Raw genomic sequence first — 13,526 nt, forward strand, 5'->3', positions numbered from 1 at the left:
GCCGCCCGCGGGCTGGACCTGGAGGACATGGCGCCCGACGGGGGCGCGGAGGAGGAGAGCGATGGAGCTCACCAGACGGCAGCTGCTCGCGCTGCTCGGCGTGGGCGGCGCGACCGCCGCCGGTGCGGGGCTGGCCGGGTGCGCACGTCCGGTCGCCGCCGTCGACGTCGGTTCCGCGGGGTTCGGGGACGGCGCTCGGGGGACGGTCGAGATGTGGTGCCGCTCGGACACGGTCAACGGCGTGCAGGCCGTGGTCGACGCGTTCCATGCGGCGCAGGACAGGATCAGGGTCCGGCTGACGCCGATCCAGAACGGGCAGTACGTCACGAAGGTCGCCACGGCGATCCGCGGGGGGCGGGTGCCCGACGTCATCGACATCGACGACATCTACTCCACGATGTTCGCGTTCCGCGACGTGTTCACCGACCTCACGCCGCTGGTCGACGACCTCGCCCTCGGCGACGCCCTGAGCCCCGGGCACCTGGCCCTCGCCACCAAGGACGGGAAGCACTACGGGGTGCCGTTCCTGGGCGACTTCTCGGTGCTGTTCTGCAACACCGAGCTGTTCGACCGCGCCGGGCTGGACGTCGACGAGCACACCGCGTCGTTCGACGGGATCCTCGAGGCCGCCCGTGCCATCGCGGCGCTCGACGACGACACGTACGCCTGGTCGTTCCCCGGCAACGCGTCCGGGGCGCTGGGCTTCACCGTGCAACCGCACGTGTGGGCCACGGGCACGGACCTCATCGCGGGAGACGTCGGGGACCAGCGAGGCAACGTCGCCGGCAACGACGCCCTGCGCCGCACGCTCGACCTCGAGCGGACGCTCTGGGAGGAGCAGCTGGTGCCGCCCACGTGCTTCGCCGACGACGCGTCGCGATGGTCGGCGGACTACGTCGCGGGGCGGCTCGGCATGTTCCCGGCCGGGTACGGCGTCGTGGCGCCGAACGCGTCGCCGGAGCTGCTCGAGCGCAGCCGCGTCGTGCTGCTGCCCGGGCCGGACGGAGGCCGCGCGTTCTTCGACGGCGGCGACAACCTGTGCATGCCCGCGGGCGGGAAGAACCCCGAGGCCGCCACGGAGCTTATCCGGTTCGCCGTCGCGCTCGAGCAGCAGGCGCGGATGCCCGACGGCTTCTACTCGCCCATCCGCTCGGACGTCGTGACCCCCGCGTTCGAGGCCGAGCACCCGCTCGTGACACCCACCCTGAAGTCGCTCGACGCGGGCTACGCCCCCACCACGCTCGCCTACAACCTCATCTACAACCAGCAGGACGGTCCCTGGCTGCGCATGTTCCGCCGGGCCGTCTTCGACGGGGAGGTCGACGCCGCCATGGACGAGGCCCAGACCACGTACGACCGCATCCTGCGGCAGGCCCAGGCATGAGCGCGAGGAGCCCCCGCGCAGGGGCGCCGAGGCACGAGGTGCACCGGAGCGAGGCACCGCAGCGCGAGCGCGAAGGAGGAACGGCATGAGCGCCCCCGCCGTCGCCCGGCCCGCGCGACGCCACGGCACCCTCACGCACCCTGCCCGCACCGGCCTGCTGCTCGTCGCGCCGGCGGTCGCGTTCGTCGTCGTGTTCGTCCTGGTGCCGCTGGTCTCCGCCGTGGGGATCTCCTTCACGAACCTGCCGCTCATCGGCTCGTGGCGGTTCGTCGGCCTGGAGAACTACGCGTCCGTGCTCACGGACCCCACGTTCTGGCGCGCCGTCGGGTACACGCTGCTGTACACCGCGATCGTGACGCTGCCGATCCTCGCGCTCGGCTACGCGCTCGCGGTGGTCGTGCGGTCCAACCGCCGAGGCGCCACCGTGCTGCGCACGATCTTCTTCGTGCCGTACGTCATCGGGCTCACCACGCTCAGCTTCCTCATGCTGCTCGAGGCCCAGCCGAACAGCGGCATGGTGAACGTGGTGCTCAGGGCCCTGGGGATCACCGACGGCTCGACCGCGTGGCTCGTCGACGGGCCGCTCGCCACCGGGCTGCTGTGCGTCATGGTGATCTGGGCGGTGTCCGGGCTCACGATGGTGCTCCTCATGTCCGGGATGCAGGGCATCCCGCGCGAGGTCTACGAGTCGGCCGAGCTCGACGGCGCGTCCTGGTGGGTCCGGGAACGCTCGATCACGATCCCCATGCTGCGGCGCACCATCGCGATGACCGTCGTCCTGTCGGTCATCGGGTCGCTGCTCGCGTTCACGCAGTTCTACATCCTGACCCAGGGCGGCCCCGGCTCGGACACCACCACCGTGGTGATGGCGATCTACCGGCGGGCGTTCGTGCAGCTGCAGCTGGGGGCGGCGACGGCGATGTCGCTCGTCCTGGTCGTCATCACCGGACTGGTCACCGCGGCGCAGTTCTGGCTGCTGCGGGAGAGGAGCTGACATGGCCGTCACCGCACGTGCGCCGGGCACGGCCGAGGCCGGCGAGCCGGGCAGGATCGCCCGCGGCTCGAGCCCGGGGCGCGGGTCGTCACCGGGCGTCGCGCGCCCGCCGTCGGGCCCCGAGCGCGACACCCGCGTCCGCCGCACGCTCTACGCGGTCGGCGGCACTCTCGCCGCGCTGGTCTTCGTGGTGCCGCTGCTGCTGGCGCTGGTGCGCGCCGGGCAGCCGGGCGACGTCGTCGTGGCCGCGCCGGACGGGCGCTTCCTCGACCTGTCGTGGGTCAACTTCCGGCTGATCCTCGACCAGCCGGAGATCTGGCGCGGCATCGTGAACTCGGTGGTCGTGTCCGTGTCGACGGCGGTGCTCACCGCGGTCCTCGCGACGCTCGCCGGGTACGGGTTCGCCAAGTTCGGCTTTCGCGGCCGTGGCCTGCTGTTCGGACTGGTGCTCGTGACGCTCATGGTGCCGTTCCAGGCCATCCTCACGCCGCTCTACCTGCAGATGAACGCCATGCGGCTCACGGACAGCCTGCTCGGCCTCGTGCTCTTCTACACGACCGTGAACCTGCCGTTCTGCGTGTTCGTCATGCGCAACGCGTTCGAGTCGGTGCCCGGCGAGATCGAGGACTCGGCGCACGTCGACGGCGCGGGGACCCTGCGCATGATCGTGTCCGTGCTGCGGCCCCTCGTGCTGCCCGGCGCCGCGACCGCCGCGCTCTACGCGTTCCTCGCCTCCTGGACGGAGTTCCTCGGCGCGCTGACGTTCCTCACCGACTCGTCGCTGTACACGCTGCCCGTGTCGCTGGTGAACCTGCAGCAGGGCGCGTACGGGCAGGTGGACTTCGGGCTCCTCGCCGCCGGGTCGGTGGTGGCGATGATCCCGTGCGTCGTGCTCTACGTCGCGCTGCAGCGGTACTACGTGGCCGGGCTCGCGTCGGGGGCGGTCAAAGGCTGACCCGGCGGTCGCGGCCCGGTGGGCGTCGTCAGTCGTCGAAGACGCCCCAGCAGAGGGCGGACCGCGCCCGCTGGTCGTCGAGCACCAGGTCGAGCAGCTCGGCGGGCACCTGCTCCCGCTGCCAGTCCCGCTCGGCGAGCCGGGCGGCCTCGCGCCCGGCCTCCGGGGCGGCGGCGCTCGCGGCCCGGATCGCGTAGGCGGCGGCGCCCAGGTCGTGGGCGGCGACGTGCGCGACGGCGACGGCCTGGCCCGCCGCGAGCGCCGCGAACCGTGCCGGGTCGGGCCGTCCCTTGCCGGCGGCGTTCGCCACGAAGGCGGTGCGGTGCGCCTCCCGCATCGGCACCTCGCCCCGGATCCACCCGCGCGCGACGTCGAGGGCGTGCCGCGGCCGGTCGTCGTCCGGCGCTTCCTGCGCGAAGAGCGGCAGCACGTGGTCGGCGCAGGCCACCGCCCACTCGGCCAGCATGCGGTGGTGGGAGTCGGTGAGCGTCCCTCCCCGGCGCACGGTGACCAGACGGGGATCGCGCTCGGTGGGCAGGATCGGCATGCGCCCATCCTGCCCCGCCGTCGGGGGCGCCGTCCGGCGCCGGTAGACTGGCGGCGCGCCGCGAGGCGCTCCCGCACTCATGATCGACGGCGCGGACCGACGCCGGATGCCGGCACCCCCGCGGTGCGGTGATCACCCGGTCCGAGCCCTGAGCTCTGCAGTACTCGCGCGACCCGAGGGAAGTTGATGACCGCCGCTGCCGACCGTGCTGAAGCCGTGTCCGCCCCCCGCCCCCAGCTGGACACCGTCGAGAACGCGGCGTCCACGCCCGACGAGGTCCAGCCGTACGCCGAGCTCGGCCTCAAGCCGGACGAGTACCAGCGCATCCGCGACCTGCTCGGGCGCCGCCCCACGGCCGCCGAGCTCGCCATGTACTCGGTGATGTGGTCCGAGCACTGCTCGTACAAGTCGTCCAAGGTGCACCTGAAGAAGTTCGGTGACCGGGTCACCGAGGAGATGAAGGAGCACCTGCTCGTCGGCATCGGCGAGAATGCGGGCGTCGTCGACGTCGGCGACGGCTGGGCGGTGACCTTCAAGGTCGAGTCGCACAACCACCCGTCGTTCGTGGAGCCGTACCAGGGTGCCGCGACCGGCGTCGGCGGCATCGTCCGCGACATCATCTCGATGGGCGCGCGCCCCGTGGCCGTGATGGACCAGCTGCGCTTCGGCGCCGTCGACCACCCGGACACCGCGCGCGTGGTGCACGGCGTCGTGTCCGGCGTCGGCGGCTACGGCAACAGCCTGGGGCTGCCGAACATCGGCGGCGAGCTCGTCTTCGACGGGTCCTACCAGGGCAACCCGCTCGTCAACGCGCTGTGCCTCGGAGTGCTGCGCCACGAGGACATCCACCTCGCGAACGCTTCTGGGGTGGGCAACAAGGTGGTCCTGTTCGGCGCCCGCACCGGCGGCGACGGCATCGGCGGGGCCTCGATCCTCGCCTCCGAGACGTTCGAGGACGGCGTGCCGGCCAAGCGGCCGAGCGTCCAGGTGGGCGACCCCTTCATGGAGAAGGTGCTCATCGAGTGCTGCCTCGAGCTGTACGCCGCGCAGGTCGTGGAGGGCATCCAGGACCTCGGCGCCGCCGGCATCTCCTGCGCCACGAGCGAGCTCGCGTCCAACGGCGACGGCGGTATGCACGTCTGGCTCGACGACGTGCTGCTGCGCGACCCCACGCTCAACGCCGGCGAGATCCTCATGTCGGAGTCGCAGGAGCGCATGATGGCGGTGGTCACGCCCGAGAAGCTCGACGAGTTCCTCGCGATCACTGGCAAGTGGGACGTCGAGACCGCCGTCATCGGCGAGGTCAACGACTCCGGCCGCCTCACCATCGACCACCACGGCCAGCGGATCGTGGACGTCGACCCGCGGACGGTCGCGCACGAGGGTCCGGTCTACGAGCGGCCCTACGCCCGCCCGGCCTGGCAGGACGGCCTGCAGGCCGACACGACGGTCGCCGCGGGCCTGGCCCGTCCGACGTCGGCCGACGACCTGCGCGCCACCGCGCTGCGCCTGCTCGCCTCGCCGAACCTCGCCTCCAAGGCGTGGGTCACGAACCAGTACGACCGCTTCGTGCAGGGCAACACCGCCCTGGCGCAGCCCGACGACGGCGGCGTGGTCCGCGTCGACGAGGAGACCGGTCGCGGCGTCGCCCTCGCGACCGACGCGAACGGCCGCTACGGCAAGCTCGACCCGCGCACGGGGGCCCAGCTCGCGCTCGCGGAGGCGTACCGGAACGTCGCGACGGCGGGCGCCAAGCCCCTCGCCGTGACGGACTGCCTCAACTTCGGCTCGCCCGAGCACCCGGACTCGATGTGGCAGCTCGTCGAGGCGATCGAGGGCCTCGCGGACGCCTGCCAGGAGCTCGGCGTGCCGGTCACCGGCGGCAACGTGTCGCTCTACAACGGCACGGGCGAGCCCGGCCAGATCGACTCGTCGATCCACCCGACGCCGGTCGTCGGCGTGCTCGGCGTCATCGACGACGTGCGCACCGCGGTGCCGTCGGGCTGGCGCGCCGAGGGGCTGTCGATCCTGCTGCTGGGCCGCACCGCCGACGAGCTCGACGGCTCCGCGTGGGCCGACGTCGAGCACGGGCACCTCGGCGGCCTGCCGCCGCGCGTGGACCTGGCCGCCGAGAAGGCGCTGGCCTCCGCCCTCGTCGCCGCCCGCGAGCAGGGCCTCGTCGCCGCCGCGCACGACCTGTCCGAGGGCGGCCTCGCCCAGGCGCTGCTCGAGTCGTCGCTGCGCTACGGCGTCGGCGCCGACGTCGCCCTCGACGGCGTCACCGGCCGCGACGGCGTGACGCCGTTCGTCGCCCTGTTCAGCGAGTCCACCGCGCGCGCCCTGGTGGCCGTGGACCCGGAGCAGGAGTCCGAGCTCGTCGCGGTGGCCGAGGCCGCCGGCGTGCCGGTGCTGCGCCTCGGCCGCACCGGCGGCGAGGAGCTGGTCGTGGCCGGCGGGTTCGACGGCGAGACCTTCACGGTCGCCCTTGACGAGGCCCGCGAGGCCCACGAGGGCACCCTGCCGCGCATCTTCGGCTGACCACGCCGAACGCTGTGAGCGGGCGAACGGGTCCGTGGTCACCTGGTACGGCGGGGTGGCGGGGCCGTCGCCGAACTCGCTCTCGACGAAGAGGATGCGGCCGCGCAGCTCCTTGGCCGTGGTGAAGACCTTCGTGGGGTCGGTGTCCTCCTCGCCGAGGAAGCGGGCCCGCGAGCCGTCGGCCGACAGTCGCAGCGTGGCCAGCGCGTGGTCGAAGTTGCGCACGACGGTGAGGCGGTTGCCCTGGCGCACGAGGCCGTCGGCGTTCCCGAGGTCCGCGTCGCCGGTGTCGATCGCGCGGACCGAGCCGTCGAACCCGAAGCGCCACAGGTCGCCGGTGTTGCCCTGCGCGACGACGAACGCGCTGCGGTCCGAGGACAGCACGATGCCGCCCAGGTTGAAACCCTCCCGGCGCTCGATCGTGCCGGTGGCGTCGGCCCAGACCTGGGCCTCCCAGCCGTCCGCACCCTGCGCGACGCGGTAGACGCGCGGGTCGTTCGAGTCGGTGAAGTACGCGGCGCCGTCGGGACCGATCGCGACGTCGTTGAGGAACGCCTCGTCGGCGGGCACCCGGAGCGCGGCGAGCAGCTCGCCCTCGGGGGAGTACACCCACAGGTCGGGACGGTCGCCCGTGAGGCCGTTCGGGCCCCCCGCGACGTAGACGTTCCCGTCGCCGTCCACGGTGATGCCGCGCGCGGTGGTCCGGCCGTCGGCGCCGGCGGGGAGCCACTCCTCCGTCTGCCCGTCGCGGACGTCGCCGCGGTGGATCTCGCCCCCGGTGACCTCGCTCACGTAGAAGGTGCCGCGGCGCTGGTCGGCACCGATGCCCTCGAACCGGCTGCCCTCGGGGTCGCCGGTGAGCGCGTACGACGCCGGCCTTCCGTGCCCGCTCCCGTCGTCCTGCTGGGCGAGTGCGGGCTGCGCCCCTGCCAGGCCGAGGCCGCCCAGGGCCGCGGCGGCGGTGATCGTGGCGACGAGTCGCTTGTTCATCGAGCTCTCCTGACTTCCGCATCCGTGCACGAGCCGCGTCTCGGCTCTGGCGTCCAGCGTGCGGTGCGGCGCGGGCGCCGGGCATCGGACGGGTGGGGCGGGCGCGGTCATCCGAACGGATGAGGGGCGCACGCGGACGACGGCCCGCCTCCCGGACGACGTCTCGCGCCATGAGACGGTGTCTCGGGAACGTCTAGGCTGCGATGGTCGTGCGTGTGCCGTGCCGCCCTCCGGGCCCCGCGGGCGCGCTCCCCAGATCCTCGGGAGGAGCCCCCATGGAAGACCGTCTGCAGCCTGTGTTCGCCGAGGTGCTGCGTCGTAACCCCGGCGAGGTGGAGTTCCACCAGGCGGTACGCGAGGTCTTCGAGTCGCTGGGCCCGGTGCTGCGCAAGAACCCGCAGTACGTCGAGGCCGCCGTGCTCGAGCGCATCTGCGAGCCCGAGCGGCAGATCATCTTCCGCGTGCCCTGGGTCGACGACACGGGCCGCGTGCGGATCAACCGCGGCTTCCGCGTCGAGTACAACTCCGCCCTCGGCCCGTACAAGGGCGGGCTGCGCTTCCACCCCTCGGTGTACCTGGGGATCGTGAAGTTCCTCGGCTTCGAGCAGATCTTCAAGAACGCGCTCACCGGCCTGCCGATCGGCGGCGGCAAGGGCGGCTCCGACTTCGACCCCCGCGGCCGGTCCGACGGCGAGGTCATGCGGTTCTGCCAGTCGTTCATGACCGAGCTGTACCGCCACATCGGCGAGTACACGGACGTGCCGGCCGGCGACATCGGCGTGGGCGCCCGCGAGGTCGGCTACCTGTTCGGCCAGTACAAGCGGATCACGAACCGCTACGAGTCCGGCGTGCTCACCGGCAAGGGCCTCACGTGGGGCGGCTCGCTCGTGCGCAAGGAGGCCACGGGCTACGGCGCCGTCCTCTTCGCGCAGAGCATGCTCGGCACCAAGGACGAGAGCCTCGACGGCCGTCGGGTCTCCGTGTCCGGCTCGGGCAACGTGGCGATCTACGCGGCCGAGAAGGCGCAGCAGCTCGGCGGCCGCGTCATCACGTTCTCGGACTCGTCGGGCTACGTCGTCGACGAGGCGGGCATCGACCTGGACCTGCTCAAGGAGGTCAAGGAGGTCCGGCGCGGCCGCGTGTCCGACTACGTCGACCAGCGACCCGGCGCCCGCCTGGTGTCCGACGGCAGCATCTGGGACGTCCCGACCGACGTCGCGCTGCCCTGCGCCACCCAGAACGAGCTCTCCGAGGCGGACGCCAAGCAGCTCGTCGCGAACGGCGTGCGTGCCGTCGCCGAGGGCGCCAACATGCCGACCACCCCCGAGGCGGTCGCGCTCCTGCGCGACGCCGGCGTGCTGTTCGGGCCGGGTAAGGCCGCGAACGCGGGCGGCGTGGCGACGTCGGCGCTGGAGATGCAGCAGAACGCGTCGCGCGACTCGTGGAGCTTCGACTACACCGAGTCCCGCCTCGCCGAGATCATGACCGGCATCCACGACAACTGCCTCGCCACGGCCGAGGAGTACGAGGCGCCGGGCGACTACGTCGTCGGTGCCAACGTCGCCGGTTTCACCAAGGTCGCCGACGCGATGATCGCCTTCGGCGTCATCTGACCGACCGGCACACGCACGACGACGGCGCGGCCCCCGAGCGGGGGACCGCGCCGTCGTCGTGAGCGGGGCGGTCAGACCTCGGTTCCCGTGGCCGGTCCGAGCCTGCGCCCCGCGGCGCTCCGGCTCAGACCTCGTGGTTCTCCGACGAGATCATCCAGGCCTGCTTCTCGAGGTCGGTGATGATCTCGTGCAGCAGGTCGGCGGTGGTCGGGTCCTCGGCGTCGACGTCGTCGTGCACCTCGCGGGCGACCTCGACGGTCTGCGCGACGCGCTCGACGATCGCGTCGACGGTGTCCGCGACCGACACCAGCCCGGCGGGGTAGGGCGACAGATCGGTGGTCGTGGCGACGGTCTCGGTGCGGCCGTCGGGCACGGCCTGGAGGGCGCGGAGCCGCTCGGCGACGGTGTCGCTGTGCTCGCGGGCGACGTCGACGAGCTCGTCGAGCTGGAGGTGCAGGTCGCGGAAGCCGCGGCCGGTGACGTTCCAGTGGGCCTGCTTGCCCTGGACGTGCAGGTCGACCAGCGCGACGAGCACGCGCTGCAGGTGGGCACGGAGCTTGTCGGACGCCTCGGCGCGGGGGGTGCTGCGCTTCATCGTGGGAGTGGTCATGGGTGAACCTTCCTTCCGGTGACGATCGCTCTCTTGAACCATTCCAGGTTAGGGAGCCTTCCCGGCCGCCGCCAGCAAGGACAGGCGAGCCTTCGTCGCCGTCAGCGTGCTCCGGTGACGGTGCCGGCAAGGAGGTCGAGCACCGTCGTCGCGAACGTGGGGCCGAGCATAGGAGCGTGGTCCGCACCCGCGATCGACCACAGCTCGACGACGGCGGCGCCGGCGCACCCCGTCCACGTCGTCACGGTGGTCTCGGCGCCGGGGACCGCGCGGTCGAGGTCGCGCCGGGCCGGTGCGGTCGTGGGGGACGTCGCGCACCCGTCGTGGTGGGCCCACGCGGCCGCGGACTCCGCCGCGGACGGGTAGGCGTGCCCGTCGCGGAGGCCGCCGCCGGCGCGGATCACGGGGTCGTCGGCGCCGTGCGCCTGCACCACGGTCACCGGGCGCGCCGGGCGGCAGTCGCCGTCGTCGGCGGGCATCGCGCCCGCGAGCGACACCACGACGGACACGAGGTCGGCATGCTCGCAGGCCGTGCGGTAGGCCATGAACCCGCCGTTGGAGTACCCGACCACCGCGACCCGCTGGGGGTCGACGGCGTACGTGGCCGCGAGGGTCCGGATCGCCTGGGCGAGGTACGAGGAGTCGTCGACGTCGGCCCGGTCGGCGCCGCAGCACGCGTCGGTCGCGTTCCAGAAGCGGCGTCCGTCGGGCCCCTCGGTGCCCTCGGGGAGGGCGTAGAGGACGCCCCGCGCCAGGGCCTCGTCGCGCAGGCCGAGCAGGGCGTCCACGCGTGCGGCGTCGGAGCCGAAGCCGTGCAGGACGACGAGCAGGGGAGCCGGCCGCGCGGCGTCGTACCCGGGAGGCACGTGCACCTCGACGGGCCGGCCGTCGACGTCGACCGCCCCGACCGCCCCGGCCGGCAGGGGCTCGGCGGCGGCGAGCACCAGGGGCCGCTCGGCCTGCGGCAGCTCGGCCGAGCCGCACGCCGCCAGCAGCAGGGTGACCAGCGCGACGAGGGTCGCCAGGATCGGGCGGTGCGCCGGCATGCCGTCGATTGTCGCGTGCGGCCGGCGCCCGGCATAGGCTGAAATCGGTGCAGAGGTGGTGCTCCGATGACGTGGCAGCTGGCGCTCCTGACGGCGGCGTTCGCGCTGGTCGCGACCGCCGTCGCCCGGTCGTGGCTGCGGTCCGACGCCCACCGTGACGCCGTCGCCCGCCGGGCGCACCGCCGTCGCGCGTCCGCCGCCGACCCGCTCCTGACGCTCACCGTCCAGGTACGCCTGGGGGAGCTGGCGCGCGAGCTGCGGGCCATCGACGACGACCCGCAGGTCTACGCGCGCGCCCACCACGCCCGCGCCGCGCAGGGCGCCTACGACGCCCTGCTGCGCGAGGCGTGCCGCCTCGCCGGGCTGAGCGTCGTCGACCTGCCGATGCGTGCCGACGAGCGCGCCGAGTCCGCCGAGCGGCTGCGCGAGGAGCTGGAGCTCAGCGCCCGCGGCTGGTCCTGGTAGGACGACGCCGGCCACGCCCTCGGCAGGTTCCGAGGGCGTGGCCGGCGTCGTGGTGCGGGCCTGAGGTCAGAGGGCCTCGAGCGCCGTGTTGAACGTGGCGGACGGGCGCATCACCGCGGCGGCCTTGGTGGCGTCGGGCCGGTAGTAGCCGCCGATGTCGGCCGGCGAGCCCTGCACGCCGACGAGCTCGTCGACGATCGTCTGCTCCTGCTCGGCGAGCGACGCCGCGAGCGGGCCGAACGCGGCGGCCAGCTCGGCGTCGTCCGACTGCGCCGCGAGCTCCTGCGCCCAGTACAGGGCGAGGTAGAAGTGCGAGCCGCGGTTGTCGATGCCGCCCACGCGGCGCGTCGGGGACTTGTCCTGGTCGAGGAAGGTGCCCGTGGCGCGGTCGAGGGTGTCCGCGAGCACCTGGGCGCGCGCGTTGCCGGTGACGGTGGCCAGGTGCTCGAACGACGCGGCCAGCGCGAAGAACTCGCCGAGCGAGTCCCAGCGCAGGTAGTTCTCCGCGAGGAGCTGCTGCACGTGCTTCGGGGCGGAGCCGCCGGCGCCGGTCTCGAAGAGCCCGCCGCCGTTCATCAGCGGCACGACCGACAGCATCTTGGCCGACGTCCCCAGCTCGAGGATGGGGAACAGGTCCGTGTTGTAGTCGCGCAGCACGTTGCCCGTCACGGAGATGGTGTCGAGGCCCTGGCGGATGCGCGCGAGGGAGAACGCCGTCGCCTCGGCCGGCGCCATCACGTGGATGTCGAGGCCGTCGGTGTCGTGGTCGCCCAGGTACTCCTCGACCTTGGCGATGAGCTGCGCGTCGTGGCCGCGCTGCGCGTCGAGCCAGAACACGGCGGGGGAGCCGGTGGCGCGGGCGCGGTTGACGGCCAGCTTGACCCAGTCGCGGATCGCGACGTCCTTGGTGGTGCAGGCACGCCAGATGTCGCCGGCCTGGACGTCGTGGCTCAGCAGCACGTCGCCGGCCGCGTTCACGACCTCGACGGTGCCGTCGGCCGGGATCTCGAACGTCTTGTCGTGCGAGCCGTACTCCTCGGCCTTCTTGGCCATGAGGCCCACGTTGGGCACGGAGCCCATCGTGGCGGGGTCGAGGGCGCCGTTCGCGCGGCAGTCGTCGATGACGGTCTGGTAGACGCCGGCGTACGACGAGTCGGGGATGACGGCGAGCGTGTCGTGCTCCTTGCCGTCCGGGCCCCACATGTGGCCGCCGCCGCGGATCATCGCGGGCATGGAGGCGTCGATGATGACGTCGGACGGCACGTGCAGGTTGGTGATCCCCTTGTCGGAGTCGACCATCGCGAGGGCCGGGCCGTCGGCCAGACCCTGCTCGACGGCGGCCTTGATCGCCGCGCCGTCGGGCAGCGTGTCGACGGCGGCGAGGAGACCGCCGAGGCCGTCGTTGGGGGAGATGCCGGCGGCCTTGAGCTGGTCGCCGTACTGCTCGAACAGCGCCGGGAAGAAGGCCTGCACGACGTGGCCGAAGATGATCGGGTCGGAGACCTTCATCATCGTGGCCTTGAGGTGCGCGGAGAACAGGACGCCCTCCTCCTTGGCGCGGGCGACCTGCGCGGCGAGGAAGGTGTTGAGCGCGGCGACGGACATGAAGGTGCCGTCGACGACCTCGCCGGCCTCGACCTTCAGGCCGTCCTTGAGGACGGTGGTGCCGGCGGGCGTGACGAGGCGGATCGTCAGGGTGTCGTCGGCGGGGATCACGACGGACTTCTCGTTGGAGAAGAAGTCGTCGGAGCCCATCGTCGCGACGTTCGTCTTCGAGTCGGCCGACCAGGCGCCCATGCGGTGCGGGTGCGCCTTGGCGTAGTTCTTCACCGAGGCGGGGGCGCGGCGGTCGGAGTTGCCCTCGCGCAGCACAGGGTTCACGGCCGAGCCCTTGACCTTGTCGTACCGGGCGCGCACGTCCTTCTCGGCGTCGGTCTGCGGGTCCTCGGGGTAGCTCGGGACGTCGTAACCCTGCGCCTGCAGCTCGGCGACGGCGGCCTTGAGCTGCGGCACGGACGCCGAGATGTTCGGCAGTTTGATGATGTTGGCGCCGGGGGTGGTGGCCAGCTCGCCCAGCTCGGCGAGCGCGTCGCCGATGCGCTGGTCGTCGGTGAGCCGCTCCGGGAACTGGGCGAGGATGCGGCCCGCGAGGGAGATGTCGCGCGTCTCGAGCGTGACCCCGGCCTGGGCGGCGTACGCCTCGACGATCGGGAGGAACGAGTACGTCGCGAGCAGCGGCGCCTCGTCGGTGTGGGTGTAGATGATCGTGGCGGCCTCGGGCCGGGACTCGGTGGTCATGCGGCGATGCTCCCTAGGCAGGGCAGTGGTGGACGAGAGATTGTTTGACATCAAGATATCTGGCCGCGGCGGAGCCTGTCGAAAAC

General features: G+C 72.8%; 10 protein-coding genes and 1 pseudogene. 6 read left to right on the top strand and 5 right to left on the bottom strand.

Translation table 11 applies throughout. From position 1 onward, the window contains the following. Positions 1–61 precede the first annotated feature (61 nt). From ACQP60_RS18620 to ACQP60_RS18630, 3 genes are all read left to right on the top strand, one after another. The gene (locus tag ACQP60_RS18620; RefSeq protein WP_429735660.1) at positions 62–1,384 is read left to right on the top strand and encodes an ABC transporter substrate-binding protein; all 1,323 of its coding nucleotides are present in this window, start codon (positions 62–64) and stop codon (positions 1,382–1,384) included. A gap of 85 nt (positions 1,385–1,469) precedes the next feature. Next, entirely contained in the window at positions 1,470–2,378 is a 909-nt protein-coding gene (locus tag ACQP60_RS18625) for a carbohydrate ABC transporter permease (protein WP_429735662.1), read from the top strand. Between the two features lies 1 nt (position 2,379). Continuing rightward, on the top strand, positions 2,380–3,333 hold the full coding sequence (locus ACQP60_RS18630) for a carbohydrate ABC transporter permease (RefSeq protein WP_429735664.1): 954 nt from the start codon (positions 2,380–2,382) through the stop codon (positions 3,331–3,333). Between the two features lie 28 nt (positions 3,334–3,361). Here the strand turns inward: ACQP60_RS18630 and ACQP60_RS18635 are convergent, their stop codons facing one another. Further along, positions 3,362–3,880 (bottom strand): putative immunity protein, encoded by a 519-nt coding sequence (locus tag ACQP60_RS18635; protein ID WP_429735666.1) that lies wholly within the window; start codon positions 3,878–3,880, stop codon positions 3,362–3,364. 186 nt (positions 3,881–4,066) lie between these two features. On the opposite strand from ACQP60_RS18635, the gene purL reads away from it, so the two are divergent. Then, positions 4,067–6,418, top strand: a complete 2,352-nt coding sequence (gene purL / locus ACQP60_RS18640) for a phosphoribosylformylglycinamidine synthase subunit PurL (RefSeq protein ID WP_429735668.1) — start codon at positions 4,067–4,069, stop codon at positions 6,416–6,418. A gap of 360 nt (positions 6,419–6,778) precedes the next feature. Here the strand turns inward: purL and ACQP60_RS20980 are convergent. Further along, positions 6,779–7,519: pseudogene (locus ACQP60_RS20980) on the bottom strand (SMP-30/gluconolactonase/LRE family protein); the annotation flags it as partial. Positions 7,520–7,683: 164 nt separating this feature from the next. Here ACQP60_RS20980 and gdhA point away from each other — a divergent pair. Beyond that, positions 7,684–9,021 carry an NADP-specific glutamate dehydrogenase gene (gene gdhA / locus ACQP60_RS18650; RefSeq protein WP_429735670.1) on the top strand — a complete coding sequence of 446 codons (1,338 nt, stop codon included), beginning with the start codon at positions 7,684–7,686 and terminating at the stop codon, positions 9,019–9,021. A gap of 124 nt (positions 9,022–9,145) precedes the next feature. Here gdhA and ACQP60_RS18655 read toward each other — a convergent pair whose 3' ends face one another. Further along, positions 9,146–9,631 carry a Dps family protein gene (locus tag ACQP60_RS18655; protein ID WP_429735671.1) on the bottom strand — a complete coding sequence of 162 codons (486 nt, stop codon included), beginning with the start codon at positions 9,629–9,631 and terminating at the stop codon, positions 9,146–9,148. A gap of 101 nt (positions 9,632–9,732) precedes the next feature. Next, positions 9,733–10,677: a CE1 family esterase gene (locus tag ACQP60_RS18660; RefSeq protein WP_429735673.1), complete on the bottom strand. Its 945-nt coding sequence runs from the start codon at positions 10,675–10,677 to the stop codon at positions 9,733–9,735. A gap of 66 nt (positions 10,678–10,743) precedes the next feature. Here ACQP60_RS18660 and ACQP60_RS18665 point away from each other — a divergent pair, with 66 nt between their 5' ends. Continuing rightward, positions 10,744–11,142, top strand: coding sequence for a hypothetical protein (locus ACQP60_RS18665; protein ID WP_429735675.1), 399 nt, complete (start codon positions 10,744–10,746; stop codon positions 11,140–11,142). Positions 11,143–11,208: 66 nt separating this feature from the next. Here ACQP60_RS18665 and ACQP60_RS18670 read toward each other — a convergent pair whose 3' ends face one another. Continuing rightward, positions 11,209–13,440, bottom strand: a complete 2,232-nt coding sequence (locus ACQP60_RS18670; RefSeq protein WP_429735677.1) for an NADP-dependent isocitrate dehydrogenase — start codon at positions 13,438–13,440, stop codon at positions 11,209–11,211. Between the last annotated feature and the right edge of the window lie 86 nt (positions 13,441–13,526).

The sequence above is a fragment of the Isoptericola variabilis genome (assembly GCF_050311655.1).
GTDB classification, from domain to species: Bacteria; Actinomycetota; Actinomycetes; order Actinomycetales; family Cellulomonadaceae; genus Isoptericola; species Isoptericola variabilis.